This is a genomic window from Rhodoferax sp., from assembly GCF_030646845.1.
Taxonomy (GTDB): domain Bacteria; phylum Pseudomonadota; class Gammaproteobacteria; order Burkholderiales; family Burkholderiaceae_C; genus Rhodoferax.
Genome location: NZ_JAUSLE010000028.1, coordinates 1 through 26,782, shown reverse-complemented (window position 1 = coordinate 26,782; position 26,782 = coordinate 1). Strand labels below are relative to the sequence as shown.

At 62.2% G+C, this 26,782-nt stretch carries 30 protein-coding genes and 2 pseudogenes; 11 read left to right on the top strand and 21 right to left on the bottom strand.

Annotated features, from left to right (window positions below; genetic code table 11):
* Nucleotides 1-108: 108 nt before the first annotated feature.
* Nucleotides 109-633 (top strand): outer membrane protein assembly factor BamE, encoded by a 525-nt coding sequence (locus Q7T10_RS07395; RefSeq protein ID WP_370653744.1) that lies wholly within the window; start codon nt 109-111, stop codon nt 631-633.
* Between the two features lie 14 nt (nt 634-647).
* On the opposite strand, the gene Q7T10_RS07390 is transcribed toward Q7T10_RS07395, so the two are convergent.
* From Q7T10_RS07390 to Q7T10_RS07375, 4 genes are all read right to left on the bottom strand, one after another.
* A complete protein-coding gene (locus Q7T10_RS07390; RefSeq protein WP_304747224.1) occupies nt 648-1,733 on the bottom strand; it encodes a pirin family protein in 1,086 nt (361 codons plus the stop codon).
* Between the two features lie 85 nt (nt 1,734-1,818).
* Nucleotides 1,819-2,217, bottom strand: coding sequence for a VOC family protein (locus Q7T10_RS07385; RefSeq protein ID WP_304747223.1), 399 nt, complete (start codon nt 2,215-2,217; stop codon nt 1,819-1,821).
* A gap of 43 nt (nt 2,218-2,260) precedes the next feature.
* Nucleotides 2,261-2,731, bottom strand: coding sequence for a VOC family protein (locus Q7T10_RS07380; protein WP_304747222.1), 471 nt, complete (start codon nt 2,729-2,731; stop codon nt 2,261-2,263).
* Between the two features lie 90 nt (nt 2,732-2,821).
* On the bottom strand, nt 2,822-3,226 hold the full coding sequence (locus Q7T10_RS07375; RefSeq protein ID WP_304747221.1) for a VOC family protein: 405 nt from the start codon (nt 3,224-3,226) through the stop codon (nt 2,822-2,824).
* A gap of 94 nt (nt 3,227-3,320) precedes the next feature.
* Here Q7T10_RS07375 and Q7T10_RS07370 point away from each other — a divergent pair, with 94 nt between their 5' ends.
* The gene (locus Q7T10_RS07370; RefSeq protein ID WP_304747220.1) at nt 3,321-3,971 is read left to right on the top strand and encodes a TetR/AcrR family transcriptional regulator; all 651 of its coding nucleotides are present in this window, start codon (nt 3,321-3,323) and stop codon (nt 3,969-3,971) included.
* Between the two features lie 12 nt (nt 3,972-3,983).
* Nucleotides 3,984-6,380, top strand: a complete 2,397-nt coding sequence (locus Q7T10_RS07365; protein ID WP_304747219.1) for a penicillin-binding protein 1A — start codon at nt 3,984-3,986, stop codon at nt 6,378-6,380.
* 92 nt (nt 6,381-6,472) lie between these two features.
* Here Q7T10_RS07365 and Q7T10_RS07360 read toward each other — a convergent pair whose 3' ends face one another.
* Together Q7T10_RS07360 and Q7T10_RS07355 are read right to left on the bottom strand one after the other, a co-directional pair.
* Nucleotides 6,473-7,039, bottom strand: a complete 567-nt coding sequence (locus tag Q7T10_RS07360; RefSeq protein WP_304747218.1) for a DUF1439 domain-containing protein — start codon at nt 7,037-7,039, stop codon at nt 6,473-6,475.
* A gap of 28 nt (nt 7,040-7,067) precedes the next feature.
* Nucleotides 7,068-8,048, bottom strand: coding sequence for a LysR substrate-binding domain-containing protein (locus Q7T10_RS07355; protein WP_304747217.1), 981 nt, complete (start codon nt 8,046-8,048; stop codon nt 7,068-7,070).
* An 81-nt stretch (nt 8,049-8,129) separates the two neighbouring features.
* Here Q7T10_RS07355 and Q7T10_RS07350 point away from each other — a divergent pair, with 81 nt between their 5' ends.
* Nucleotides 8,130-8,444 carry a DUF2917 domain-containing protein gene (locus Q7T10_RS07350; protein WP_304747215.1) on the top strand — a complete coding sequence of 105 codons (315 nt, stop codon included), beginning with the start codon at nt 8,130-8,132 and terminating at the stop codon, nt 8,442-8,444.
* Nucleotides 8,445-8,500: 56 nt separating this feature from the next.
* Here the strand turns inward: Q7T10_RS07350 and Q7T10_RS07345 are convergent, their stop codons facing one another.
* The 3 genes from Q7T10_RS07345 to Q7T10_RS07335 all read right to left on the bottom strand — a co-directional run bounded on the left by Q7T10_RS07345 (nt 8,501) and on the right by Q7T10_RS07335 (nt 9,908).
* Nucleotides 8,501-9,205, bottom strand: coding sequence for a glutathione S-transferase N-terminal domain-containing protein (locus Q7T10_RS07345; protein ID WP_304747213.1), 705 nt, complete (start codon nt 9,203-9,205; stop codon nt 8,501-8,503).
* A gap of 62 nt (nt 9,206-9,267) precedes the next feature.
* Nucleotides 9,268-9,519: a hypothetical protein gene (locus tag Q7T10_RS07340; RefSeq protein ID WP_304747212.1), complete on the bottom strand. Its 252-nt coding sequence runs from the start codon at nt 9,517-9,519 to the stop codon at nt 9,268-9,270.
* 11 nt (nt 9,520-9,530) lie between these two features.
* A complete protein-coding gene (locus Q7T10_RS07335) occupies nt 9,531-9,908 on the bottom strand; it encodes a VOC family protein (protein WP_304747210.1) in 378 nt (125 codons plus the stop codon).
* A 162-nt stretch (nt 9,909-10,070) separates the two neighbouring features.
* Here Q7T10_RS07335 and Q7T10_RS07330 point away from each other — a divergent pair, with 162 nt between their 5' ends.
* Nucleotides 10,071-11,246 (top strand): ATP-binding protein, encoded by a 1,176-nt coding sequence (locus tag Q7T10_RS07330; RefSeq protein WP_304747209.1) that lies wholly within the window; start codon nt 10,071-10,073, stop codon nt 11,244-11,246.
* 125 nt (nt 11,247-11,371) lie between these two features.
* Here the strand turns inward: Q7T10_RS07330 and Q7T10_RS07325 are convergent, their stop codons facing one another.
* Complete coding sequence (locus Q7T10_RS07325; protein ID WP_304747323.1) at nt 11,372-12,013, bottom strand: NAD(P)H-dependent oxidoreductase; 642 nt, start codon at nt 12,011-12,013, stop codon at nt 11,372-11,374.
* 183 nt (nt 12,014-12,196) lie between these two features.
* Between Q7T10_RS07325 and Q7T10_RS07320 the strand changes: the two genes are divergently transcribed.
* Both Q7T10_RS07320 and Q7T10_RS07315 read left to right on the top strand, forming a co-directional pair.
* Nucleotides 12,197-13,096 (top strand): LysR family transcriptional regulator, encoded by a 900-nt coding sequence (locus Q7T10_RS07320; protein ID WP_304747208.1) that lies wholly within the window; start codon nt 12,197-12,199, stop codon nt 13,094-13,096.
* Between the two features lie 62 nt (nt 13,097-13,158).
* Nucleotides 13,159-13,380: pseudogene (locus Q7T10_RS07315) on the top strand (DUF4172 domain-containing protein); the annotation flags it as partial.
* A gap of 265 nt (nt 13,381-13,645) precedes the next feature.
* Here the strand turns inward: Q7T10_RS07315 and Q7T10_RS07310 are convergent.
* The 5 genes from Q7T10_RS07310 to Q7T10_RS07290 all read right to left on the bottom strand — a co-directional run bounded on the left by Q7T10_RS07310 (nt 13,646) and on the right by Q7T10_RS07290 (nt 18,671).
* Entirely contained in the window at nt 13,646-14,545 is a 900-nt protein-coding gene (locus tag Q7T10_RS07310) for a nucleotidyltransferase (protein WP_304747207.1), read from the bottom strand.
* A gap of 8 nt (nt 14,546-14,553) precedes the next feature.
* Nucleotides 14,554-15,516, bottom strand: coding sequence for a patatin-like phospholipase family protein (locus Q7T10_RS07305; protein ID WP_304747206.1), 963 nt, complete (start codon nt 15,514-15,516; stop codon nt 14,554-14,556).
* Nucleotides 15,517-15,621: 105 nt separating this feature from the next.
* Nucleotides 15,622-17,442 carry a DEAD/DEAH box helicase gene (locus Q7T10_RS07300; protein WP_304747204.1) on the bottom strand — a complete coding sequence of 607 codons (1,821 nt, stop codon included), beginning with the start codon at nt 17,440-17,442 and terminating at the stop codon, nt 15,622-15,624.
* Between the two features lie 109 nt (nt 17,443-17,551).
* Nucleotides 17,552-18,145 carry a chalcone isomerase family protein gene (locus Q7T10_RS07295; protein ID WP_304747203.1) on the bottom strand — a complete coding sequence of 198 codons (594 nt, stop codon included), beginning with the start codon at nt 18,143-18,145 and terminating at the stop codon, nt 17,552-17,554.
* 211 nt (nt 18,146-18,356) lie between these two features.
* Nucleotides 18,357-18,671, bottom strand: a complete 315-nt coding sequence (locus tag Q7T10_RS07290; protein ID WP_304747202.1) for a BON domain-containing protein — start codon at nt 18,669-18,671, stop codon at nt 18,357-18,359.
* Between the two features lie 275 nt (nt 18,672-18,946).
* On the opposite strand from Q7T10_RS07290, the gene Q7T10_RS07285 reads away from it, so the two are divergent.
* Nucleotides 18,947-19,093, top strand: a complete 147-nt coding sequence (locus Q7T10_RS07285) for a lmo0937 family membrane protein (RefSeq protein ID WP_304747200.1) — start codon at nt 18,947-18,949, stop codon at nt 19,091-19,093.
* 15 nt (nt 19,094-19,108) lie between these two features.
* Here the strand turns inward: Q7T10_RS07285 and Q7T10_RS07280 are convergent, their stop codons facing one another.
* The 4 genes from Q7T10_RS07280 to Q7T10_RS07265 all read right to left on the bottom strand — a co-directional run bounded on the left by Q7T10_RS07280 (nt 19,109) and on the right by Q7T10_RS07265 (nt 22,128).
* Nucleotides 19,109-19,705, bottom strand: a complete 597-nt coding sequence (locus Q7T10_RS07280; RefSeq protein WP_304747199.1) for a ligase — start codon at nt 19,703-19,705, stop codon at nt 19,109-19,111.
* Between the two features lie 98 nt (nt 19,706-19,803).
* A complete protein-coding gene (locus tag Q7T10_RS07275; RefSeq protein ID WP_304747198.1) occupies nt 19,804-20,055 on the bottom strand; it encodes a lipoyl domain-containing protein in 252 nt (83 codons plus the stop codon).
* Nucleotides 20,052-21,092, bottom strand: coding sequence for an alpha-ketoacid dehydrogenase subunit beta (locus tag Q7T10_RS07270; protein WP_304747197.1), 1,041 nt, complete (start codon nt 21,090-21,092; stop codon nt 20,052-20,054). Before Q7T10_RS07270 ends, Q7T10_RS07275 begins: the two co-directional genes overlap by 4 nt.
* A gap of 28 nt (nt 21,093-21,120) precedes the next feature.
* A complete protein-coding gene (locus tag Q7T10_RS07265) occupies nt 21,121-22,128 on the bottom strand; it encodes a thiamine pyrophosphate-dependent dehydrogenase E1 component subunit alpha (protein ID WP_304747196.1) in 1,008 nt (335 codons plus the stop codon).
* Nucleotides 22,129-22,382: 254 nt separating this feature from the next.
* Between Q7T10_RS07265 and Q7T10_RS07260 the strand changes: the two genes are divergently transcribed.
* A complete protein-coding gene (locus tag Q7T10_RS07260; protein WP_304747195.1) occupies nt 22,383-23,468 on the top strand; it encodes a patatin-like phospholipase family protein in 1,086 nt (361 codons plus the stop codon).
* 17 nt (nt 23,469-23,485) lie between these two features.
* Here the strand turns inward: Q7T10_RS07260 and Q7T10_RS07255 are convergent, their stop codons facing one another.
* Both Q7T10_RS07255 and Q7T10_RS07250 read right to left on the bottom strand, forming a co-directional pair.
* On the bottom strand, nt 23,486-24,337 hold the full coding sequence (locus tag Q7T10_RS07255; protein WP_304747194.1) for an endonuclease/exonuclease/phosphatase family protein: 852 nt from the start codon (nt 24,335-24,337) through the stop codon (nt 23,486-23,488).
* A 28-nt stretch (nt 24,338-24,365) separates the two neighbouring features.
* The gene (locus Q7T10_RS07250) at nt 24,366-24,575 is read right to left on the bottom strand and encodes a hypothetical protein (RefSeq protein WP_304747192.1); all 210 of its coding nucleotides are present in this window, start codon (nt 24,573-24,575) and stop codon (nt 24,366-24,368) included.
* Nucleotides 24,576-24,721: 146 nt separating this feature from the next.
* Between Q7T10_RS07250 and Q7T10_RS07245 the strand changes: the two genes are divergently transcribed.
* Together Q7T10_RS07245 and Q7T10_RS07240 are read left to right on the top strand one after the other, a co-directional pair.
* Nucleotides 24,722-26,227 carry a CYTH and CHAD domain-containing protein gene (locus tag Q7T10_RS07245; RefSeq protein WP_304747190.1) on the top strand — a complete coding sequence of 502 codons (1,506 nt, stop codon included), beginning with the start codon at nt 24,722-24,724 and terminating at the stop codon, nt 26,225-26,227.
* A gap of 302 nt (nt 26,228-26,529) precedes the next feature.
* Nucleotides 26,530-26,782, top strand: a pseudogene (locus Q7T10_RS07240) (zinc carboxypeptidase); the annotation flags it as partial.

Genomic DNA, 26,782 nt, shown 5'->3' with positions numbered 1-26,782 from the left:
AGCCTTTTTTCTTGCCCTGCATTCTGGTGCAGACTTGGCGTACCGCAGCGATAGACGCGGCCAGTTTCTTCAGTTATCGTCAACTTTTTGGAGGGGCTCATCTTGAACATGTTTTCCACCGCTTTCGGGCCGGTCATTCGAAGATTCCGCGTCATCTCGTCCTTGTTTTTCCTGATGATTGGCCTGTCGGCTTGCGATGTTCAGCGCATCGCCGAACTGGAAGAAGGCGTTGCCACGGAGGGCGATGTGCGGATGAAATTCGGTGAGCCGGAGAAGATATGGGAGGGTGCCAACGGCGCCAGGATCTTCGAGTACAACCGCCAGCCCGAAGGCGCGAAAAACTACATGATCACCATCGGCACGGACGGCAAGATGAGCGCATTGCGACAGGTGTTGACGCCGGAAAATTTTGCCAAAATCCAGCCTGGAATGGCAATGGAAGAGGTGCGAAGGATGCTGGGGAAGCCCATGAAGATCACCCCGTTTGAGCTCCAGAAGACCTGGCATTACGACTGGCGCTATATCGACGGCCCCAATGAATCGGACAAGAAAATATTCACGGTGATCTTCAACAGCGACCTGCGGGTTGTCTCCACCGCCTCCGTGGTGGACACCGGGCCGCAGCTCCGCTGACCGGAGTTCCCGTTTCAGGATCGAGCGGCGACCGCAGCCGGTTTTTCCTCCCGCCCGTCGGGGTGCCGCGCAAAGCGCGCCGGGTCACGCCCGTGCACCGGCCCGCTGTCGGGCCAGGGCCAGCCGCCAAATTGCGTGCGCTGGTAGTCGGCAATGGCTTGCGAAATCTCGGCCTCGGTGTTCATGACAAATGGCCCGTATTGCGCCACGGGCTCGGCAATCGGGCGCCCCTGCAAGAGCAGAAACTCGGCTTCTGCACCCTGATCGTCGTTTTTCAATTCAAGCCTTGCATCACCCCGCAGTTCAATGGCGGCATGCTGGCTCACGCCCTGCCCGGCGACGGACACCGCACTGCCTTTGAAAAAATACAACTGACGCCGCGTGCCTTGACCCTTGGCCGCCGGCAGCGTCCAGCTGGCGCCGGGCGCCATGCGAATCGTCCAGATCGCCACGTCGGCGTCTGACTGCGCCGCCCACGAGTCGGGCGGCGGCGCCAACGGTCCGCTCACCGGCGCCCCCGCCGCGTTGACGTTCACGCCCTGCAGCTGGCCCGCAATCACCGTCACCTCGGTTCTGCGGCCCAGTGCATCCGTGACCAGCTGACGCGGAATCTGCTCGGACCAGAACATGGTGAAGTGCGGCGCCGACATCTTGGACGATGCGGGCAGGTTGAGCCAGATCTGGAACAGCTCCAGCGGGTTCGGTGCGTCGGTTTTCAGCAGCGGAAACATCTCCGAATGGACCACCCCCTTGCCCGCGGTCAGCCACTGCACATCACCGCCGCCAAATCGTGCCGCTGCGCCCAGCGAATCCGAATGGTCGATCAGCCCCTTGCGCACGATGGTCACCGTCTCAAATCCGCGATGCGGGTGCGAGGGAAAGCCCGGCACTTCTGCGCCGTGGTACATGCTCCAGCCGTCCTTGCGGCTGAAGTCCTGCCCCATGTCGCGGCCAGCCAGCGAGGCACCCGGCCCCAGTTGCGCATTGCCCTGCGGGTAGGCGTCGTCGTGATACACGCAAAACAGAAACGGGTCGATGGTCTCCCACGGGAAGCCGAGCGGCTTGATCTGGAGGATGGGATGGCGGGAAGTGTCGGGCATGGCGGTACTTTCGAGGGGTGTCGTCGAGATTACCCCATTGCACACCGCCCTGCATTCAGCGCCTGGCGGGCTTCGATCGGATGCCTCAGGGCGCCACGATGATCATCCAGCCCACGCCAAATCGGTCTGCGACCATGCCAAAACAGGGCGAGAAAAAGGTTTTTCCCAGCGGCATCTGGACCTGGCCGCCCTGGCCCAGGGCGGCAAAAATCCGCTCGGCCTGGGCTTCGTCGGAAACCCCGATCGAGAGCGAGAACCCCTGGAAACTGGCGGGCGTGGCGCTGTTGCCATCCGAGAGCATGACACTGGTCTCGCCAATGCGCAGGGTGGCATGCATGATCTTTTGCCCGGAGTCCGGCGGATGCGGTTCGGGACCCTCGTTCATGCGCATCAGCATGGTGACTTCGGCACCCAGCGCTTCCTTGTAAAAATCCAGGGCCTCGTCGCAGCGGCCGTTGAAAAACAGATAGGGCTCGACTCTCATGGGATCTCCTTTTTCAGTAGGTGCATGATTGAAAGCCAGGCAATCATTTGCTGGCGGAAAACATCGCGTCGCAACGTGTCTGCATCTCTTCGAATGACAGATCTTCAATGTGCGTCAGGATGTGCCACTTGTGCCCGAACGGATCCAGCAAGGAGCCCGCACGATCGCCATAAAACTGGTCTTTCACGGCCTCGATCGCCTTCGCACCAGCGTCCAGCGCACGCTGGTAAGTGGCATCCACATCGACGACATACAAGGCTATGCCAACAGGCGATCCACCCAGGGTCGTCGGGCTTTTGTTGCCCCAGTCGGGCATCTCCTCCGCCAGCATGATCCGGGAGTCCCCGATCTGCAATTCGGCATGCCCCACGGCGCCACCGGGCATCGAAATGCGCCCAACCTCTTTCGCGCCAAAGGCCTGCTGATAGAACTGAATGGCGGCCTTCGCACCCTTGACGGCAAGATAGGGCGTGATGGCATGGAAGCCCTCAGGGGTCGGTTTGACAGTGCTCATGGTGGTTCTCCTTTGCGGTTGGGATAGAGATTCTGCGGGTGGTGGGCGACGAACTATGGCTGCCCATGGGCGCGCTGTAAAGCGGCAATATCAATCCTTGACGGCACTGGGCTCCATGTAGAACAGTTCCCAGATGTGCCCATCCAGGTCGTCAAAGCCGTGCCCGTACATGAAGCCATGGTCCTGCGGTGCTCTGGGGGATGTGCCACCGGCGGCCAGCGCCTTGCGCACCTGTTCGTCCACTTTGGCACGACTTTCGCAGGACAGGGCCATCAGGACCTCGGTGCTTTGGGTGGCGTCGGCAATGGGCTTGGTGGTGAAGGTCTGAAAGAACTTTTCGAGCAGCAGCATCACGTAAATATCGTCGCTCACGATCATGCAGGCGGCTTTTTCGTCGGTGAACCGGGGGTCGAACCTGTAGCCGAGCCGGGTGAAGAACTCGGTCGATCGGGCGAGGTCTTTGACGGGCAGGTTGACGAAGATCTGGGTTGTCATGGCAGCTCCTTTACAGCTTGAACCGCGCTACTTGTGTACACCGTCCACAAAAGAATAGCAAAGATAATGGACGCTGTCCACATTTGCCAATACCATGACTGCCATATCAACAATTGCCCCGTCCCCGCGCAGCACTTACCGCCACGGCGACCTGCGGCGCACCTTGCTGGAGGCCGGCATTGAGCTGGCCCGCCGCGGTGGCCCTGACGCCGTGGTGCTGCGCGAAGCCACCCGGCGCGCCGGCGTGGCACCCAACGCGGCCTACCGGCACTTTGCCAGCCGGCAGGCCCTGCTGCAGGCGGTGCGTGCCGCCGCCCTGTCGGCCGTGGCCAGGGCCATGGAGGACGAACTCGCCACCCTGTCGCCCGACCTGCCCCCCGCCGACTTTGCCCGCGCCAGCGTGCGTGCCGTTGGCACCGCCTACCTGCGCTTTGCCCAGACTGAGACGGGCTTGTTCCGCACCGCCTTCGCTGCGTCCGACAAGTTGCTGCAAGGCACACCCGAGCTGCCCACGGCCGGCCCCGGCGGCCTGAATCCGTTTGAACTGCTGGGCGCCGCACTGGACCGATTGGTGCAAGCCGGCGTGATGCCGCCGGAACGCCGCCCGGGCGCGGAGTTTCTCGCCTGGTCGGCCGTGCATGGCCTGGCCATGCTGGTCATCGACGGCCCCTTGGCCAGCGTCGTCGGGCCCCAGATGCAGCGCATCGGGCAGCGGCTGCTGGACATGGTCGAAAAGGGCTTGTAGAGCATGCGCTTGATGAATTTCTCCCAACTCAAAACCCTTGCTGCCGACCAACTTCGCCGTTTGCGCCGCCCCACCCGGCGCGAGGCCGCTTGGGCGCTGGCCGCCGTGCCGGCGCTGTTGTTGCTCTATGTGCTGGCGCTCATTCCGTTCACGCCCAGCATCAGCGATATCCGCAAGGCCAGGCAGGAGCAGCCGGCGCAGGTGCTCTCGGCCGACGGCAAGCTGCTGGCCGAATTCAAGTGGGCCAACCGTGCCTGGGTGCCGCTTGACGACATCGCCCCCGCGGTCGTCACGGCCCTGATTGCCACCGAAGACCACCGCTTCTACCAGCACCACGGCCTGGACTGGCGGCGCACCGCCGCTGCGGCCGTGAGCACTTTCTCGGGTGACCGGCAAGGCGGCTCCACCCTCACGCAACAGCTGGCGCGCAACCTGTACCCGCAGGAAATTGGCCGCGCGCCCACGCTCAACCGCAAGCTCAAGGAAGCCATCACGGCGCTGAAGATCGAGGCCCTCTACAGCAAGCGCGACATTCTGGAGACCTACCTCAACACCGTGCCTTTTCTCTACAACGCCTTTGGCATCGAGATGGCGGCGCGCACTTATTTCGACAAATCGGCCGACCAGCTCGACCTGTTGGAGAGCGCCACGCTGGTGGGCATGCTCAAGGGCACCAGCTACTACAACCCGGTGCTCAACCCCGAGCGCGCGCTGCAGCGACGCAATACCGTGCTCGCGCAAATGGTCAAGCGCCAGCAACTCGATGCAGCCAGGTACGAGACGCTGAAAAAACGGCCGCTGCGCGTCGATTTTGAGCGCCAGACCGCGCCGCTGGGCCCGGCGCCCCACTTCGCCCAGCACTTGCGCAAATGGCTCATCACCTGGGCTGACAGCAACGACTACAACATCTACACCGATGGCCTCGTGGTGCGCACCACCATCGACTCCCGTTTGCAGACCGTGGCCAACCAGGCTGTGGCGCGCCACGGCCGCCAACTCCAGGGCATTGCCGACGCCGCCTGGAGTTCGCGCGCTGCCTGGGGTGCCGGCAATGCGCTGGTGCAGGACTGGGTGCGCGAAACGCCCGAGTTCAAAACCACCCGCGACGCCGGGTTGACGGAAGAAGCGGCCTTGAAGAAGCTGCTGGCCGACGCGGCCTTCATGCGCAGCTTGCGCGAGCAAAAAACCCGGGTCCAGGCCGGCTTCCTGGCGCTGGACCCGCGCAGCGGCCAGGTCCGCGCCTGGGTGGGCAGCCGTGACTTCGCCGCGGACCCGTTTGACCATGTGCAGCAGGCGCGGCGCCAGCCCGGCTCCACCTTCAAGCCCTTTGTGTACGGCGCGGCGTTTGACAAAGGCGCCAGCCCCGATGACACCCTGGTTGACCAGGCGGTGGAAATCACCGTGTCGGGCAAGGACGTGTGGCGCCCCACCGACGACACCCCGCCCAGCGGCAACACAATGACCCTGCGCGACGGCCTGGCGTATTCAAAAAACACCATCACCGCCCAGCTCATGCAGGCCGTGGGCCCCGCCAGGGTGGCCAAACTGGCCTACGCCATGGGGGTGCGGCAAAGCAAGCTCGACCCCGTGCTGTCGCTTGCACTGGGCACCAGCCCGGTCACCCTGTTCGAGATGGTCAGCGCCTACGGCACCATCGCCAACGGTGGCGCCTACCTGGAGCCGATGCTGGTCACCCGTATTGAAAACCGCGCGGGCGACGTGCTGGCCGAGTTCCGGCCCGCATCGCCTGAGGCCGCACTGTCGGCCCGCGTCAACTACACGCTGCTCGACACCATGCGCGGCGTGGTCGACAAAGGCACGGGCGCCGCCATTCGCAGCCGCTACGGCATACGGGCCGATGTGGCTGGCAAAACCGGCACCACGCAGGACAACGCCGACGGCTGGTTCATCCTGATGCATCCGCAGCTGGTGACTGGCGCCTGGGTTGGCTTTAACGACGGCCGCGTCACGCTGCGCAGCAACTACTGGGGCCAGGGCGCGCACAGTGCGCTGCCCATCGTGGGCGATTTCACGGCGCAAGCCCTGCGCGCGCGCATCATCGACGCCCGCGCACGGTTTGCCGAGCCGCAGGACATGAGCCTGATCGGCCCGCTGCTGGGGCGCCTGCGCGACTGGGCCAACAAGCTCATGGGCACGATCACAGAAGAGCCTGGACGCCCGGCCGAACCCAGGCCGGTGCCCCCGCCGGCCCCGGACGAGGCGCCCGAGCCAGAGCTCTTGTCCGAGCCCCTGCCCGCGCCGGTTGATCTGCCGGCTGTGCCTGTCGAACCGGTGAATGTCGTGCCGCCAGCGGCCCCCGCCAGTTCGCCTGCCGGGTCCGCGCCTGAACCCGTTACGCCGGTGCCGGCTGAGGTGAATCCGCTAGGCACCGAAGACCGAGCACCCTGAAGTGCCAAATTGGCTTGTAGACTGCGTCAAATAAGCGCAAGCAGCTATCTATTCAGGAGCAAAAGACGACCGGCCTCAGCCGCCGCTCGCGGTCACAGCGGCTTCACCACAAAGCCAATCACCAGGCCCTTGTCCGTCACCGTGATGCTGCCGGGCTGCAGCCCCATGCCATCGGCCAGGGCCAGGTCCTGCGGGCGCAATTGGTGCAACACCACCTCCTGCAAGGACTGCTCGGCCAGCGCCGGCCCGTAGGCATTGAGCAGCTCGGACACTGCCGGCTGCAGGCCCGCGAATTGCAGGTGCTTGAAGCGCAGCTGGTAGGCGCGAACCGTGCGGTCGCTGGCCTCGTAACGCAGCGCAAAGTCCACATCGAACGTGCCCGTCTGGCTGCGCCCCAACGCGGGGCCGGTGGCCTCGACCGCCATCTCGGCGCTCACGCGGTTCTGTTCGGGCAGCAGACGCAGGCGCGGCGCCTGCACCGCCAGATCGAACAGGCCGGCCACCGGATAACGCTTCGGAAAACGCTGCGCCACTGCCTGCTGCAATTGCTCGGCCGACACGGTGTAGCGCGGCTGGGGCTGCGCGTCCGGCAGCGCCGCCTGGGCCACCCCGGCGAGGGCGAGACAGGCGACGGCGGTCAAAAAGAATCTGCGATGCATCGATGTTCTCCGTTGAGGGTTTGATCACTCATCTGCTTTTCCCGGGCTCCAGTGTCTTGGCCAGTTCGGCCTCGGCCATCAGCCAGCGCACGAAATCCTGTGCGTCGGCATTGCCGGCCGAGCGCGGCGCCACGTTCACAAAATAGCCGAAATGAGATGCTGCGCTACCGAAGGGCGCGACCAGCCTGCCGTCGCGCAGCATCGCGTCAAGCAGCGGCAGGCGGCCAATCGCCACGCCCTGCCCGGCCACAGCCGCCGCCACGACATCGGAATATTGCGTGAACCGCAAGGTGTTCTTCATGCGCAACTCCGGCAGCCCCATCACCTTGAACCAGGGCTCCCAGTCGATGTTCAGCGGCTGGCCCTGCGGCGTGTCGATGGCCAGCAGGGTGTGCCTGGCCAGGTCGGCCGGCTTCTTCAAGGGGAGCGCGGGGTTCTTCAGCAGTTGCGGCGCGCAGACGGGCAGCACCTGCTCCTCAAACAGGGCAGTGCCAACGCCCCGGCTGATGGTGCTCAGGCGCACCGACACATCAATGCCGCTGCGCTGCAAGTCCAACAGGTCCATCGTGGCGGAAATCCGCACGTCCACCGAAGGATGGCTGGCAGTGAAGCGGGCCAGCCGGGGAATCAGCCACAGCGAGGCGAAACCGGGTGTGGTGGTGATGGCTACCTGCCGTGGTGCCTGGGCAGCGCGCACGATGGCGGTGGCATCGCGCAGGCGCTCCAGGCAATCGTTGACCGCGCGCTGCATGACTTTGCCGGCTTCGGTGAGCGCGAGCGCGCGGTGGCGCCGTTCGAACAGCGCGGTGCCGAGCCCGCTCTCGATCTGCTGGATCTGCCGGCTGACGGCCGATTGCGTCAGGAACAACTCGGTGGCCGCATGGGTGAAGCTCAGTGTGCGCGCCGCCGCCTCGAAGCTGTAAAGCAGGTTCAGCGGCGGCAGTTCCGCGCGCCGGATGCCCCGCACAACAGTCGCGGAGGCGGGAGATTTGGCATTCCTTGGCTGCATGCTAGAGATTCCAATTCACCGTTTGATAGATTAGGAGTCGGTCAGTATATTCATTCTCACACCGAATATGAAAGGACTGCCATGAACACCACTTCCAACCAGTTTGACCTGTCCCTCGCCCACCAGGCGATGTTCAACGTGTCCGACGCCGCCGGGGTCCAAATCGCCTGCCACGAGGGCAGTGTGTGGGTCACGCTGGATGGCGACACGCGCGATGTCGTCCTTGACGCCGGGGACAGCTTTACGGCGACCGAACATCGCCGCGCCTTGATCTATGCGCTGCGGCCTTCGTCCCTCAGTCTGGCCATGGTGCCGTCCGTCGCCCCGGTACGCCGGATGGGCCGAACGCACGCGGCCTCAGGCGCCAAAGTGACTTTCGCGCTGCAAGCTGCCTGAGCTCAGAGCAAATTCGGCACCCAGCCCCCGTGTTGTCTGCCTGAATAGCTATCAAATCAGGAGCGAGCAGGTATTTCTAGACCGCTCGCTACCGCCGGGCGCTCAATAAACGCGTCCAGCGCCCGCGTCACATGCGGGAAATCCGGCATGCCCACCAGGTCACCTGCGCCATAGAACCCGATCAGGTTGCGCATCCACGGGAAGGTGGCAATGTCGGCAATGGTGTAGGCGTCACCCATGATCCAGGTGCGGCCAGCGAGACGCTGGTTCAGCACGCCCAGCAGGCGCCTGACCTCGGTCACGTAGCGGTCACGCGGGCGTTTGTCCTCATAGTCCTTGCCGGCGAACTTGTGAAAGAAGCCCAGCTGGCCAATCATCGGGCCGACGCCGCCCATCTGCCACATCAGCCACTGGATCGTCTCGTAGCGCTGCGCCGCATCCTGCGGAAGAAACAGGCCCGTCTTCTCCGCGAGATAAATCAGGATCGCGCCGGACTCGAACAGCGCCAGCGGTTTGCCGCCCGGGCCGTTGGGGTCGATGATGGCCGGAATCTTGTTGTTGGGGTTGAGCGAGAGGAATTCCGGCGACAGCTGGTCGTGGCTCTCAAAGCTCACCAGATGCGGCTCATACGGCAGGCCGGTCTCCTCCAGCATGATCGACACCTTGACCCCGTTGGGCGTGGGCAGCGAGTAGAGCTGCAGCCGCTCGGGATGCTGGGCGGGCCATTTTTTGGTGATGGGGAAGCTGGAGAGATCGGTCATGGTGGCTCCTTGAAAGGGAAGCGGGCGACGAGCGCCCTGATGCGCCTATTTTGGCTGGAAAGCTATTCGCCCACCACCGACCAGCCCGCGTGGAGGTTGACCTTGTTGTTCTCGTACTCCCACTGTGTGCCGCAGCGTTCACAGCGGTACTTGGTGATGGTGACCTGGCCGTGGCTGCGCGGTTCCTTGCGGTTGACGCCTTGCATCAGCTCGGGGTGGCCGGGCGCGCCGCGCCAGTTGCGCTGGATGCCAGCGCACGAGTCGCACAGCGCCGGTTTTTTCGATTCGTCGGGTTGATTCAAGTCTTGGGTCATGCTGCTGCTCCTCATGTCGGGCGGTGCAGCGCGCAGATCTTGTTGCCGTCCGGGTCGCGCAGATACGCCAGGTAGAGCTTGCCCACCGCGCCGTCGCGAAAGCCCGGGGGTTCTTCGCAGGTGGTGCCGCCGTTGGCGATGCCGGCCGCATGGAACGCGTCACATTGTTCCGGCGACTGCACGGTAAACCCGAGCGTGCTGCCATTGCCGTGGGTCGCGGGCTCGCCATTGATGGGCGTGGTGATGCCGAAGGTACCGGTGGGGCTGCGATAGAAATACCGGCTCTTGTTGGCAACCCCGGGGGCAATGCCCAGCGTGCCAAGCAGCGCGTCGTAAAACTTCTTCGAGACCTCAAGGTCATTCACACCGAACATCACATGACTGAACATAACTTTCTCCGTTGGCGCCCATGGCGGGCAGGTTGATTCGTTGCCATGGTACTTGCTGGTTGGTTAACGGCCGGTCACTCAAATGACGAACGGGTGCCCTTCAATACCAGGGAGATTCATATTTGCATTGCAAAATTAACTTAATTCGTTAAAATTGCAATAATGATAAGTCGCCAATTTGAATCCACCGTCCGCCAGAAACTGCTCCAAACCCCTGCTGTGGTGCTGCTGGGGCCGCGCCAAGTGGGCAAAACCACGCTGGCCCGCACCCTTGCCAAGGACTGGCCCGGCGGCGCGGTGTACCTGGACCTGGAGCGCCCCGCCGACCGTCTTCGGTTGGAAGATGCCGACACCTACTTGCGAGCCCAGCAGGGCAAGCTGGTCATATTGGACGAGATCCACCGCGCTCCCGGCGTGTTTGAAATCTTGCGCGGCATCATTGACGACAACCGGCAAGCCGGCCTGCGCAGCGGGCAGTTTTTGCTACTGGGCTCGGCGGCGCTGGACCTGATGCGCCAATCCAGCGAAACACTGGCCGGGCGCGTGGCCTACCTCGACATTGCCCCGCTCAACACCGGTGAAGCCGCTGCGGCTGGCATTGCCGACAGCACCCTGTGGCTGCGCGGCGGTTTCCCCGACAGCCTGTTAGCTGCTGACGATACCCAAAGCCTGAACTGGCGGCGCGACTTTATCCGCAGCTACCTGGAACGCGACGTGCCCATGTTTGCGCCCCGCCTGCCGGCCGAGACCATTGGCCGACTGTGGACCATGCTGGCGCACAACCAGGGCAGTGTACTCAACCAGGCGCGCATTGCCAGCGCGCTGGGCGTGGCCAACCCCACCATAGACCGCTACATCGACCTGCTGGTGGACCTGCAGCTGGTGCGCCGCCTGCGGCCCTGGGGCGGCAACCTGGGCAAACGGCTGGTCAAGTCGCCCAAGGTCTATGTGCGCGACAGCGGCCTGCTGCACGGCCTGCTGGAACTGGAAACTCTGAACGACCTGCTGGGCCACCCCGTGTGCGGCCTGAGCTATGAGGGCCATTGCATTGAGAACCTGATCCAGGCCGCCGGCAGCCGCCGCGTGCCCTACTTCTACCGCACCCAGGTCGGCGCGGAAATTGACCTGGTGCTGGAAAAAGGCGGCAAACCCGAGATGGCCATCGAGATCAAACGCTCCGTGGCGCCCAGCCCGGAAAAGGGCTTCGCCATTGCCTGCGACGACCTGCAGATTGCGCAGTGCTACGTGGTGTACCCGGGGCAAGAGCGCATCCCCCTGCGCCATGGGGCGCAGGCGATTGGCTTGCAGGAGCTGGCCGCGCTGTTGGCACAGGGTTAATGCCAAATTGGGTTGTAGCCCCCGTGAAATGTGCGCCAGTAGCTATCAAAATCAGAGCAAATCACTCTGCGGTTCTGAGGGTTGATTTCAGTCTCAGAACGCCAGCGGGATCGGGCCTTCGGTGATCAGACTTCCGTGATGAACTGCTCGCGCGGGCGGCGTACTTTGGTCAGGTTCACCAGCCAGTCCTTGTCTGCCTCGCGGTAGCCCAGCGGCAAAATGGCCACGCTGCGCAGGCCCCGCTCGCGCAGGTTCAAAATCTCGTCCAGCGCCTTGGGGTCAAAGCCTTCCATCGGGGTGCAATCCACCTCTTCAAAGGCGGCGGCCAGCATGGCAGCGGTCATGCCAATGTAGGCCTGGCGCGCCGCATGCTGGTGGTTTACCTCGGCATCGCGCTGCGGGTACATGCCCAGCAGCATGTTGCGGTAGTTCTCCCAGCCCTCGTTTTTAAAGCCGCGCACGGTGTTGGTCAGGTCGAACATCATGTTGATGCGCTCGACCGTGTAGTTGTCCCACGCCGCAAACACCAGCAGATGCGAGCCATCGGTGATCTGGCCCTGGTTCCAGGCGATGGGCTTGATGCGCTCGCGCACCTCTTTGCTCGTCACCACAATGATCTCGTAGGGCTGCAAGCCACTGGAGGTGGGTGCCAGGCGCGCGGCTTCCAGAATGCGCTCCACTTTGTTGTGGGGCACCGCTTTGGCGGGGTCCATCTTTTTGGCGGCGTAGCGCCACTGCAGGCGCTCGATCATGGCGTCCGATGGCATCTCCTGGGTGCTGGGGAGTTCGGTGTTTGCGGGTGCTGCGAGAGTGGCGGACTGGGTCATGCAAAGCTTCCTTGGATAGGGGTTGGGGTATGTTGGTATCGAATGTAGAAGCAATACCGTTGCCTGAGAAGCCCCAATAAAGCACAATTGAGTTGCTTTTAGAGCAACAATAAACCGCTAGCCATGCTCAATCCCCAACTCCTCACCACCTTCTCGGCCATCGTCAATGCGGGCAGCATCAGCGCTGCGGCCACCCGGCAGGGCTGCGGCAAGTCTGTCCTTTCGCGCCAGCTGGCCCGGCTGGAAGCCGACCTCGGCGCACGCCTGATCCAGCGCACCACGCGCAAGTTAACGCTGACGGAGGTGGGCAAGGTGGTGCTGCTGCAAGCCCAGCAGATTGACCGCGCCCTGAGCAACGTGGCGCAAATTTCTGGCCAGTTCCAGCAGGAGGTGCGCGGCCCCTTGCGCGTGGCCTGCCCGCGCCCGCTGGGGCAGCGCCATCTGGTGCCCCTGATCACCGAATTTACGCAACTGCACCCCCTGGTGGAGCTGACGCTGCTGGTGGAAGACCGCATGAGCGACCTGATCGCCGAGCAGATCGACGTGGCCATCCGTGTGGCGCATCTCGACGACTCCACGCTGGTGGCGCGCAAACTGGCCGACAACCCCCGCGTGCTGGTGGCGGCACCTGCCTACCTGGCACGCGCCGGGGTGCCCGCAGTGCCCCAGGATCTGGCGCAGCACGAATGCCTGCTGTGGACGCGCGACAACCGCGTGTTCGACGAATGGACCTTCATGCTGGACGACACCACCACCCTGGTCCGGGTGCAGGGCCGTATCCGCATCAACGACGGCATGGCCCTAGTGGCCACGGCCTGTGCCGGGGCGGGCGTCACCGTGCTGGACCGCCTTTTGGTGGAGCAGGAGCTGGCCAGTGGTGCACTGGTCGAACTGCTCCCGGCCTACCGCCTGCCCAGTGGGCCGTCGCTGTATGCGGTGTACCCGGCGCGCCAATGGCTGGCACTGAATACGGCTACGTTTGTGGAGTTCTTGCTGTCGCGGCGGTTTGCTGAACGGCTTTGAAACTGACTCTGCATGCATTCACCGCACAAATTGCGGCGAATAAGCGCCCCCATCGCTGACGCCAACGCTTCTACAGCTTTAGCGCCCAGATACAGCGCGAACGCAAATACTATTACGGCCAACTGGAGGCCACCCAAAAAGGACCGCTGGACGTGACACCCTGGCTCAGCTGGTTCTTGGGCTGCCTGTCGCGCGCCGTGCTGGGCGCAGATGCCACTTTGGCCCGCATGCTGGACAAAGCCCAGTTCTGGCAACGCTGGTCAAGTGCTCCGCAGGCTGGAAGATGGCGAGCGCAGTACGGGGTACGACTTGTGTGCCAAATCGGGCTCCAGCCCTCGTCCTACCTGCGCAAGCCGCTATCAAATCAGGATCGCACCGTAAACCCCAGCCCCGCGCACCATCGACGCCATCCCGCGCCTCTCCCTGCAACTTGAATTCACCTTGCCATGAGGCGTTTGGCTCATAGCCAATCCGTAAGCGCCCGAGCAGAATCATCACATGGTGATCCTCACTCCTGGAGCGGGCTCACTCAGCCAGCGCACTGTCGCGTCACCAGTCATTCCATGCCCCAATAGCTGCGTTCAGGAACGCCTCTGCGCTGGACTTTTCCCAGCAGGTGTGTGAGCCGTCCCGAAGCAAGTAGTACTGCTCATTGGCACATAACAAGTTATCTTTGTCCGCTTCACTTTGAATCCAGTTCATTGCGTTTACAAAGCAATCGTGATAGCTCCTTCCGAACTTGTCACTTGGCACGTTGTAGAGAAGCCCTTCAAGGTAGTACGACGGCGCAACCCCGGCCTTCAGCGAGCCATCTGCGACCAGCTTGCTTCGTAGGTTCTTGAGGATACGAACCATCGGCTTCAACCACTTGTTGCAATCCTGATGCTTCGTTGTCAGATTCGTCGAATGCTGCTTTGGATAGTTGGCAATTCGCTCACCATCCCCATTCAAGAAACATATACCCTCGTCATATCTTTCATCGTAAGTACCCTTGAACTTCCAATAGCGACGAAACTGCATCGCGGCAATTACATCCGCCTTTCGCCTGCCTCCATTGGCTGCGATTGCGATAGCCTTGTCGCCAACTTTCGCGTCAGTACCGAACCTGTCTGTAAGCGCCTTAAGCACGTCCTTCTTGTACTCGTCGTATGTGTATGTCGCAGCGACAAACGCATTGTCGAAGGCGCTCTTTTCTTCAGGGGACAGGTTCGTAACATCGCTGAAGTACACATCATCAAGTCGGATCACGACATCTACGTCGCTCTCGGAATAGATGTTCGTGTCATTGCCGTAAGAACCCTGCAGAAACACCTTGTAGTTTTTTCCAGCGTACCCCGTACCAGCATGCTCCAGTGCGTTCTTGATGGTGTTGTAAGTGGTAGCCGACTGTGTGATAGATCCTTGATGCGACCACGTGTCCAGCTGCGATTCAGGTATTCCCATTTTCATTTATCCAATCAGATCAGGAAGTTTCGGAGCTGCTTTTCTCGTGAAGCGAACGACTCGCTTCCCCGTTGGCGCAAGACATTAAGCTTGTCAACGTTGTGTTCCATCAAATCAGTTGCCATCTCTGGCCGCTCGAATGTGTCACTGATCCGAATAGTCTCGATATCTTTAAAGAGAATTTCACGAAGTTGGTCCATTGACTGCGTGTTTATCTCCAACGTTTTCTGCAGCAATTGAACCGCAAGCCACTTTTTCGCCACCCACATTAGGAATCCGGGCTTAGGTTCTGGATACACCCCGACACCAACGCTGACCACGCGTATGTCTTTGCGCTCCTTCTTGAGCGCCACGACGGCATCGGCAATTGCGTAGAGAGTTGGATTGTTTGCGCAGTAACCGCCATCGATCAACTCGACCTTGTCACCCGCAGCCGTGGTGACTATTTTTCTCTCAAAGAAAGGGTAGGCTGAGCAAGATGCCTGCACTGCATCTGCGACGCTGACCCCAAATCCAGGCTTGAATGTTCCAACACGGCCATGGGCTTGCGCCACCTTGCCCTTGAAAATCATCGGTCGTTCAGTCATCCACCTAGTGGTGACTACGCCTATGCCGGTCATGACATCTTCAAAGGTCTTCTCTTTAAATACTTGCTTTGCCAGACTACTCAACGCAGCCGTCTTAGCTGCGGGGGACTTCTGAGCCATTACGCGTGGGACATGCTCTTTGTAGAGGTCGTGTATTTGATCAACCTCGTACCCGAGCGCGATGAGCGAAGCGATGATCGCACCTGTACTCGTGCCGAACACGAGGTCGAATCGCTTGTAGAGCGGGCAACCCAGCATTGCCTCGATCTCTTTGAGTACGCCAAGGGTATAGAAGCCCTTCGCACCGCCACCGTCAAGAGAGAGGATACGGAATACGCCGTCGCTTTGGTGTTCGGCCGTCAGCGAAGACACCGTCGTGATTTCAGTCAATGTTTGCTCCCTGGTTTGTTTTTAACAAGTCTACTTGGCCCACTACTTCCTCGAGTGGGCGTAGCCCAATATCAATTCTGGCCAGAATCAGTAATATTGATATCACTACTCACCCGCCAACCTCCGCGCAAATCCCCCATCCCCGCCCACCCCAATCACCAACCTCTGCGTCGCTCGCGTCGCCGCCACATAAAACACCCGCGCGGCCTCCTGCTCGTCTTCGCCCTTGGCGGGCATGTGCCCCACGCCGGGGAGAGCCACCACGGGGAACTCCAGGCCTTTGCTGACCTTCATGGTCATGATCTGGATGGCGTCGGCTGCGGGGTTGTATTCGCCGGTGCGCTTGCGCACATTGAACGGCAGCTTGCGCTGGCGCAGGGCGTCGGCGCACAGGTCCATGGTTTTCCAGTCCGCGCACAGGATGGCCATGTCGCCCCAGGCGTGGCCCTCTTTGTGGGCGTGGCTCAGTTGGTCGGCAATGGCATAAGCCTCTTCATGCAGGCTGGGCAGCTTGATGAGGATGGGCGCTTGCCCTTCGCGCCCGCAGCTGACGGGTTTGACCAGCGGGATGCCGTCGTCGTCGCGGTCATCCGCGGTTAGCAGGTCGGCCGCAATCAGATTGGCGGTTTGCAGAATCTGCTTGGTGTTGCGGTAGTTGATTTTCAGAATGGTGGTGCGGCCCTGCGCCTGCACGCCCACGCTTTTGAAGCTGAACTGCTTGCTGCGCGCACGCTCGTAGATGCTTTGCGCATCGTCGTACAGCAGGAGCAGGCTGTTGGTGGTGGGGTCCACCATTTGGGTAACCAATCTGAGCCATTCGGGGGCAAAGTCGTGGCCTTCGTCAATCAGCACGGCCTGGTACTGGCCGCTGGGGATTTGCTTGCGGTCTACGGCGGTAATGACGCGCTGCACCAGCTCTTCCACATACTGCTGGCTGCCCATCTGGGCCGGCAGGGTTTGCCCAAAAGCCACCAGCTGGTCGCGGCACCATTTATGAAAATGCCGCACATGCACCTTGTCGCTCAGGCCCTTGGCGTCCATCACGCTGTGCAGCTTCACGCCCAGCGGCTCGTTAAAGCACAGGATGAGAATGGGTTTGCTGCTGGCGGTGCTGGCTTGCGCCAGATACTCCGCACGGTAGCCCAGAATCATGGTCTTGCCCGAGCCCGCCACGCCGTGGATCACGCGGTGGCCGTCGCCCAGGCTGCGGGCCAGCTGCTCTTGCTGCAGGTCCATCACGCGCATGATGCTGGGCATCTCGGCGTCCGCGTCGGTGTCGTCAAACAGGGCGCTTTGCGTTTGTACGCGCACCTGCGGAAACATGATCCAGCGCACGCGGTCCAGCTGCGGCAGGCTCATCACGCCACGCATCATGTAGGGGAACATGTCCCACAGGCGGCTTTGCAGTTCTTCGGCGCCCACGCTCTCCAGCATTTCGTCCTGGCACAGCACGCGGTGCGGTTCGATGGCGTGCTGCAGTTCAGCGGCTTCAAACTGTTTGCGCGTGATGTTGGTAAACACCACGCCATAGCTCCAGGGGAATGCCAGCTTGCCGGCGTGGGCGCCATCCGCCTGCACCAGTTGCGGGTCGCGCTCCAGTGCGCCCACCACCTGGTGCGCGTACTGGCGGGCTTGCTCCAGCGGATTGATGACGGTCTTGGGAATGCCGTCGGGGATGATGGTCCACGTCAGTTTGTCGGCCTGCTGGATGGTGGCGAGCTTCCAGTCCTTCACCTCCAGCACCAGAATGCCGCGGCGCGGGTGCATCACGCAAAAGTCGGGGTGGGCGTTGCGCGGGCCCATCGGCACGTCGTACCAGAGCAGGTAGTCGTCGTCGAGCTTGTGTTCCAGCCGTTCGGCCAGCCGACGCTCGCCCGGCTCCATGCGCGATGCGCAGGCGCCAAGCGCCGGTATGAGGGTTGCCATTCTGGTTGTCCCGTCCCTGAATTGTTTGCGGGCCATTATGGGCGCAAACACGGCGGGCCCGGCCCGGCACTCGGGCAGGCAAGGGCAGGCGCCAGACTGGCGCCGCAAGCTACAGACCCAGCAAGGCGTCCTTGAGTTTGAAGTCGGCCGGGTTGGCGCCGACCCAGATTTTCAGCACCATTCCGAAGAACTCGGCATCGCCCACCGGCGCGCCCTGGGGCTGGCCAACGATGTAGAAAGTGGTGCCCTTGCCGGGCAGGTACTCCATGGCGAAACTGTCCCCGGTGGCCAGCTTGGGGCGGCCGGAAAATATCTCGATCAGGCGGGTGCTTGATGCCGTGTGTTTCTGCGTCAGTTCAGGTGTCGAGTTGGCTGCCAGACCCTTGATGAAGGCCAGGCCCAGATCGGTGCCAGGCACATCGCGCAGTGCAACAAAGTTCAACCGCTTGGGGCCGGGCAGCGCCAGCAGCGCTTCCGGCGTGCCAACCTTGCCCTGGGTGTACAAGGCCATGTCATACACCTTGAAGATAGCCCGGTAGCGGGTGCCCGCGCCGTTGAGCGCCAGGGGGGTCCCCTGTACTGTCTGGGAGGGTTCGAACTTGGTCGAAGTTGGCGCAGCGGCAACACTGCCCGCGGCCGCAAGAGAGAGTGCTGCCAACACCACCGACACGCGGCTGGCGCGTGCGATACCTGAAAAAAACATGAGTCGTCCTCGATGGGATGTCACGCCCTGCACGCACCGTGACTTGTTATTTTTAGCCGTGTGGTACGACACGACCCCAAAGAGAATCGACTCCGTTCAAAAACTGTCGCAACAGATCAGCGCCATGCTGTACCGCACCGCATTATCGATACGACCTTGACTCATGGCTGACACAGGCGCATCGACCCCCGATGCGCGCCTGCGCGGACGTTTACGGGCGCACAGTGATCTCGTTCTTCACTGCCTTCACCCCTTTCACGCCCCGCGCGATGGTTTCGGCCGTGCTCTTCTCCGCGGCGTTCTTGGCAAAGCCTGACAGCATGACGGTGCCATTGAGGGTTTCGACGCTGATGCTGGTCGCGGCGACTTCCTTGTTCTCGGCGAAGCGCGCCTTCACGGCGGTGGTAATCGCGGCGTCGTCGATGTAGGCGCCGACGGTTTCCTGGCCGCGGGTCACCGCACAGCCGGACGCGGTGAGCAGAGCCACGGCGGTGACAGCAGCGGCGAGAGTGGTACGCATGATCATGAGGAACCTCCAGTGAGCGTTGATGTGTGCTTGAACTTGACTGGCCGGCAACCTGGCCTGCCACCCAAAAATAATGGTAATGCGAAGTAGCGCAGCCGACAAGTCACCGCATGCAGGAAAAACCATGGGCTTTGACAACACGCAAACAAAGGCGATGCCCAGATCCGTGAAGAGGATGCCGAGTCCGCATCAGCAGCACACCGCCGCAAAACCGCTGGACAGCAGTGAGTCGATCGGCTTACTATCCGGCAACTTGTCGCAATAGGAGAAGAAAAATGCTTGAGACCATTGCCGTCATCCTGGTTGTCCTTTGGCTTCTGGGGTTTGTCACCTCGTACACCATGGGCGGATTCATCCACATCCTGCTGGTCGTCGCCGTCGTGGTGATTTTGATTCGTCTCATTCAAGGCCGACGACTTTAGCGACGTTGAAACTCTTCACGCCGGGGTTGTGGAGAGTTCGCGTTCAAGCCATTGCATCAGGGCAGCAGCATAGCGCTCAGGTTCAATCGCGCAACCAGCAAGCTCTTCCGCGCAAACGGTGCGGCGCCGAAGCAGATGCTCATGCTGCGGGTAGCCCATGGCGCCGCAGAGCAAAGGCCAGTCGACCGCGCCCACGAGGGTGCCGGCCACGAGCAGTACGCCGGCTCGGCACCGTCGCTGCGCCAGCCCCACCAGCTTGCGATCTTCGGCACTGACAAGCTCCCACGGCGACAGACCGCCGAAGCAGGCCCAGCCCACTGCATTGACCGCGCTTGAATCAGGGGTGCGCGGCAGTTCCTGCGGTGGCAGGGCGCGGGCCGGCACGCCAAATTCCTTGAGTACTTCCACATGCAACTGCCCCAGGCGCCGATAGCTGTCGATCAGCCCGTCGCAGACCCAGGGATGCCCCGGCGGGAAAACGACCGAGGTGCTGACCAGCCAGGGCCCGGTCAGAACGGCACCGCCCCCTGACTCACGCGCCGTCACTTCGGCCCGACCTTGCAGCCGGTGTTCGATGTCATCCTGCAGGGAGCGCTGGGAACAGCCCAGCACAACGGCGGGTGCGGCGTAGGTCCAGACGCGCCAACGCGGTGCAGCAACCGGCAGCGAGAGCTGATGGCTGTTCCACGCCTGCTCTTGCGCCGCCGTGTTTACGGCAGGCCCTTCAGCATGGCAATTGGCTTGCCCTGCGCGAAGGTTTCACCGGCCGGCACCAGGATCTTCTCGATGCGACCGTCGGCTGGTGCCACGATGTCCTGGTTGGCCTTGACGAGAACGACGTTGGCCAACAACTGGCCGGCGCGCACGGCATCGCCTTCGGCCACCAGCCATTTGTCAACCAGCGCCTCTGTTGCCGAATCGACATCCTTCCACGCGTCAGGGCTCAGCGTGATCCCGATCATGCTGCGACGCCTTCCGCAATGCGCGCCTGCATCAGCTTTTGAACCGCCTCCACAATGCCTTTCACCTGCGGGATGACAAACTGCTCAAGCGGCCGGCTGTAGGGAATCGGCACATTGGGTACGGCAAGTCGTTTGATGGGCGCCTTGAGCACGAGGGTATCGAGGTTTTCCGCCACGATGGCCGAGATTTCGCCGGTGAGTCCAAAGCCGAGGTAATCCTCGTCTGCAATCAAAAGCCGTCCGGTCTTGGCCACTGATTTGAGCACCGCGGCCCGGTCCAGCGGCACCAGCGTGCGCAGATCAATAACTTCGGCGTTGATGCCCTGTTTCGCCAGCTCATCAGCGGCCAGCAGCGCCTTCTGCACCATCTGGCTGATCGTCACGATGGTGACGTCCTGCCCTTCGCGCACGACCTTGGCCTGCCCGAACGGGATGGTGTACGCCGCCTCGGGCACCTCGTTGCTGCTGCCCTCGAAATACGCCATCCACGGCAGGCCCATGATGCCCTTGTGGTACATGAACATGACCGGGTTGTCATCGCGGATGGCCTGGATCATCAGGCCCTTGGCGTCATAGGCATTCGATGGCACCACCACCTTGAGGCCCGGCATGTGGGCAAAGGTCGCGTACAGGCACTGCGAGTGCTGGGCGGCATCGTTGTAGCCGCCGCCAATCGCCGTGGTCAGCACCACCGGCAGCTTGATGTTGCCGCCGGCCATGTAGGTGTTCTTGGCCAGATGGTTGTAGATCTGGTCCATGCAGACGCCGAAGAAATCGACAAACATCAGCTCCACAATCGGTCGCAGGCCAGCGGCCGCCGCACCGGTTGCGGTACCGATGAAGGCCGTCTCGGAAATCGGCGTGTCCATGATGCGGTCCGGGCCGAACTTCTCCAGCAGGCCACCGGTGGCGCCAAAGATGCCGCCATAAGATCCAATGTCTTCGCCCATGACGAACACATTGGGGTCGCGTGTCATTTCCTGGGCCATGGCCTCCGAGATCGCCTGGGCCATCGTGAGTTTGCGGGTCGTGCTCATGTTCTGCTCCTGATGTCGATGTTTGGTTTCAGACGAAAACGTCATTGAGCGCATCCTGCGCTGCCGGGTAGGCACTCTTGCGGGCGAAGTCGAAGGCATCGGCCACCCGCTGTTTGGCCCGGGCCACGATGACGCCTTCTTCGGCGTCGGTCATCAGGCTGCGGCTTTTCAGCATGGCGGCCAGCTTCGGGATCGGATCGTTCTTGCGCAGATTGCTGACCTCGTCCTTGGGGCGATAGACCTCCGCGTCCCCCTGGAAATGGCCCAGGTAACGGTCGGTCTTCACTTCAATCAGGCTGGGGCCTTCACCGCGGCGCGCGCGCTCAATCGCCGGCGCCACGGCCTCATACACTTCCAGCGCGTCATTGTTCGCCACCTTGATGCCGGGCATGCCATAGGCCGACGCGCGGTCGGCCACCCAGTCGATAGAGGTGGCGCTGGTCTTGGGCACGGAGATTGCCCACTTGTTGTCTTCGCAGACAAAGATCACCGGCAGCTTCCACAGGGCTGCCAGGTTCAGTGACTCATGGAACGAGCCCTGGTTGGCAGCGCCTTCGCCAAAGAACGCGATGGCGACCCAGTCCTTGCCCATTTTTTTGGCGGCCAGACCGGCGCCGCAGGCCGGCGGCAAGCTGGCACCGATGATGCCGCTGCAACTGAACTTGTGGTCAGGGTCAAACAGGTGCATGTGGCCGCCCTTGCCCTTGCCCAGCCCGGTGACCTTGCCAAACATCTCGGCCGTCATCTTGTCGAGCGGCACGCCCTTGGCAATCGCAAAGTGATGCGGCCGATGCGTGCCCACCACCGTGTCTTCTTTATTGAGATGGGCGCAAACGCCCACAGCCACCGGCTCCTGCCCAGCCGCCAGATGCATCTCGCCGGGCACGGGGCCGGAGCCGATGTCAAACGCCAGGCCTTTTTGAATCTTGGGCGGCAGTTTGTCTTCCAGATAGACGTTGACCATGGTCTCTTCGTAGTTCCGGATTTCGACCATCGTCTCGTACATCCAGAGTAGTTTTTCCTTGCTGGCTTGCATGCTCATCTCCTTGAAGTTGTGGTGGGCCTAATACCGGAAATGTGTCTTGCGCCGGGCTCAGCATTAGGAGGGGACGGGGAACGCCAGCATAGGCTTGCGACCATTCGATTTTTTGATTTTTATCAACTGCCAACCATCCATGCAGGCGAACTTGCAGCCCTTTGCATGGCCGTCAACATCCGTGAATCGCACATCAGGGAAAACCCTATACTGACCTAACCGCATGGCCGTCCATGCAAGGGGAAGGAGTCCATGTGATCGACAGCGAAACACTCCGACGCCCAGGCGTCACTGCGCAGTCGGGGCTTGCCCTGCTGAAGCGTTGGTTGCGCTCGTCACCTTCCCGGCTCAACCTTGCCCTGCAGGGCGGTGGCGCGCACGGGGCGTTCACCTGGGGCGTGCTGGACGCGCTGCTGGAGGACCCGCGCATCCGGTTCGAGGGGCTGAGCGGCAGCAGTGCCGGGGCCATGAACGCGGTGGTCTTTGCGGACGGCTGGATGAAGGGCGGGCGCGATGGCGCGCGCCAGGGTTTGGCGGACTTCTGGACGGAAGTCGGCAAGCAGATGCCCTCGGGCATGGTGACCCAGGGCGAGGGCGACGCGTTCAGCCTCTCGCCAGCGAGCAAACTGTTCGTGAAGTGGGCCGGCTACTTTTCACCGTCGCAGCTCAACCCGCTGGACTTGAACCCTTTGCGGAGTCTGCTCAACCGGCAGGTCGACTTCGAACAATTGCGCGCACGCAGTCCGTTCAAACTGTTCGTCGGCACCACGCAGGCGAACACCGGCAAGCTGCGGATTTTTCGCGAAACGGAACTGAGTGTTGATGTGCTGCTCGCCTCCGCTTGCCTGCCCACGATCCACCACTCGGTGGAGATCGATGGCGAGCCGTATTGGGACGGTGGTTACTCGGCCAATCCTGCGGTCTACCCGCTGTTCTACGAGTGTGACTCGCGCGATGTCATGCTGGTGCTGCTGAGTCCGCTCAAGCGCGAAGGCACGCCGCGCACCTTGCCGGAGATCGAGGCGCGCATCGTCGAGCTGGCATTCAGCGCCAACTTCATGCGCGAGATGCGCATGTTCGCGCAGGCGACTGAATTCTCAAGCCCGACATTCCTGACGATGGGGCGGCTCGAGCGGCGGCTGCAGAAAATGCGGTTTCATATGATCGACGCCAGCCACCTGGAGAGTCTGCAGCGCACCGAGACCAAGCTGCTGGCACACGGCCCGTTTCTTGACGTCCTGCGGGGACAGGGCCGCGAGTGTGCAAGCGCCTGGCTTTCGGCGCATTCCGAAGGCATTGGAAGCCGGTCAACGGTCGATATGAAGAAGTGGTTGGCGTGAGCGAACTTCACCAGGGCTCAGGAAAGCACGAGCAGAACCGCTTGGTGGTCTGAAGCGTCACTCATCGCATCCACCCGCATTTCCTTCACGCGGGGCGTCAGGTCGTCGCTGACAAAGATGAAGTCGAAAGTGAACGGCGGGTCGGGCCACTGGGTCTTGTCATACAGGCCCACGGTCGGGGCATGGGGCACACCGGGGTGGGTGATGCTCCACGCATCCCGGTACGGGGGCGTGGCGTCGTCCATCGCCGCGAGCAGCCGGGAGCGCTCAGCGGACTCGGGGCGACAGTTGAGGTCACCGGTCAAAATCGATGCTGCCGCACGTGGCACGGCGAAGAACGGGCCTTCGGCCACTGCACCGGGTCGCAGTCCAGCGGCGTGGGCGACGGCTTCCTGATGCAACTCGCGCAGCCGCTCGACCTGCGCCGCGCGTTGTTGGCTTGAATAGTATTCAAGATGCGTCGTGGTGACACGGATCAAACCCAATGGCGTATCAAGCGTCGCCTCCAGGGCGATCCGTTGCATGCTGGGAAGGCCGGGATCGGCTGGCCAGGGCAAGAGATGGCGGAATACCTGGAGCACGGGAAAGCGGGAAAAAATCATGTTGCCAAAGCTGCGCCGGCCGCCAGCCGGATGGGGTGTGTCGGTGGCAACGCCTGCGATCGCTGTAAAACCCGGCAGACGGTCGGCCAGCTGCTGGAACTGGTCACTGCCATCGCAGCCTGGCAGTTCGGGGTAAGCTGCCGCTATTTCCTGCAGGCACAGGACGTCGAAATCCGCCAATCGGCGTGCATGGGCCACGATCCGGTCAAGATCCACACGGCCATCGGCGCCGCGGCCCCATTGGATATTCCACGTAACGAGTCTCACGTTTCGGGCGACAGGGCTGATCCGCGCGTCAACTGCCTGACACGGGATCCAATTGCCGTTCAGGGGCCCTGCCCGAGCGGCGCTCATGCCGAGGGGCAAACCACCACGAGTGCCGTGACTCAAAGGCTTCACGGAATTCAAGGGCCTGTTTGACCTGCAGGACGATGGCATCGTCACCGCCATAGCGAGCCTGCAATTTCTGGAACAGCCTTTTCAGGTTGTCGAGGTTTCGAGACATGATTTCCTCCAACGATTTTTCAAATAGTAAGCTCATTTGGTGACAGTTTTTTGAGTCAGACATCCTTGACCTCTCGGCGTCAGTGAGGCATGCTCATCAACCGATTTCAGGACAATCCTGAACATTCAAACAGAGGGGTGCATCCAATGAAACCAGCGGCTCCCCGCAACGACTCGCAGGAGATCGAACTCAAGCTGGCGCTACCAACTTCCGATCCGTCGAGTCTGGCCAGGCAACTCGCCCGGACGCCCGTGTTAGCGCGTCGCAAGGCGAGCCAGCACCATCTGCACAACGTGTACTTCGATACGCCCGAGCAGCTTTTGCAGCAGCAGCGCGTTGCCTTGCGCATACGGCGCGTTGGCAGCGAGGCGCAGCCACAATGGCTGCAGACGCTCAAGACCGGTGGCCGCAGCGACTCGGCATTGGCGCAGCGTGGCGAATGGGAAGTTCCCGTGCCGGGTGCAGCGTTGTCACGGTCTGCCCTCAAGGCCACGCCATGGTCGGGCATTGACCCCGATGGCAGCGTGTTTGGGGCGCTGGCACCCTGCTTTGTGACCAGCTTCGCGCGGACTACCTGGCTGGTGCGCCGGCGCGATGGCAGTGTGGTCGAGGTGGCGCTGGATGTCGGTCAGATTGCAGCCGGCGACAAAACCACCCCCATTTGCGAGCTGGAGCTCGAACTGCTGTCGGGTCAGCCGGCAGCTTTGTTCGACATTGCCCGGCAGATTGCCCGCACGCTTGCCGTGCTGCCGCTGACCGTGAGCAAGTCGGAGCGCGGCTACGCCCTGGCACAGAATGGCATGGACGCTGCGCTACGTGCCCAGCCGCCAACGCTGACGCCTGATCTGTCATTGCCTGAGGCTGCGCAGCGGGTTCTGCGCGAAATGTTCTGCCAGTTCACCGCCAACCTGAACGCGCTGCGCAGCTCGGAGGATGCTGAAGTGGTGCACCAGGCCCGGGTCGGCTGGCGACGCTTCAAAAGTGCATTGCGGCTGTTCAAGCCAGTGCTGGCGCTCGACGCGCTGCCGACCTGGCAGGCGCTGCAAACACTGCTGAGCTTCCTGGGCGAACTGCGGGATCTCGATGTTGCCCGGATTGATACGCTGCCGCCGCTTGCGGACGGCTACATGGCCGGAGACGCCCGGCGTGCAGACGCCTGGCAGGCAATGACGCAGGCCTTGCTGGATGCCGCCGACCTTCGGCGCAAATCGGTGCGCTACGCACTGCAGGAGCCCGCGGTCGGTGCCACATTGCTTGAGATCACACAATGGCTGGAAGGCCTGTCTGCATCGAGTGGGTCAGACGCTGCCGGGGTTGAGCTGGAAATAGCCTTGCGCCGCTGGGCTGCGCGCCGCATCGTCCGTCTGCATGCGCAATTGAAAGTCGCGCGCAAGGAGGCCGGCAGCCCCGAGAGTCAGCACCGTGTCCGGATTCTGGCCAAGCGACTGCGCTACGGCATCGAGGCATTGCGCCCACTTCTGCCCAAACGACGCACGAAGCGCTGGTACCTGCAGGCAACCACCCTGCAGACGAACATAGGGGCCACCCGCGATGTGCTGCAAGCGGGTGCGCTGGTCGCCAAGCTGGAAGCGGACCGGGGCCTGGTGGAGTTCTTGCGAGGTGTCGTCGTGGGGCAGACTTGGCCGGGTTAGCGGCTAAGAGTGTGCACGTCGGCCTTGCAAACGGGAACGCTGCAAGGCCAGGAATTCGAGAACACCCCAGACGATGCAGGCGGGGATGACCAGTACGCGAAAGAAGGCGGGTTTGTGCAACATGATGTGTGAGCTTTGACGGCCATTGGGTTGTCGCCCTGCAAGTTACGCGCGTGATATGACACCTTTGTGTCAGTTTGAAATTCAGACGGCAATGTGCACAGGTTTTGCACTTGGGGCGGCAGGGCCTGTATGCTCGGCGGTGATGCCGCCAGCCTTGCCGCGATGCGCCAAAAACAACCGTGCCCCCACCTAAATTGCCCGAACTGGAAGCGCTGGAACGCATCATTGAATTGGGCGCAGGCCGACTGGAATCACGCATCGCCTGCGAAGTCAATCTGCCCGCAGGTGGCTCCTACCCCGTTCATGTGATCACCCTGGGAAATCCCGGGCGCGAGGTACCTGCAGTGGGCTATTTCGGCGGCGTTCATGGCCTGGAGCGCATTGGCGCCGGCGTGGTGATTGCCTACCTGCAAAGCCTGGTCATGCGCCTGC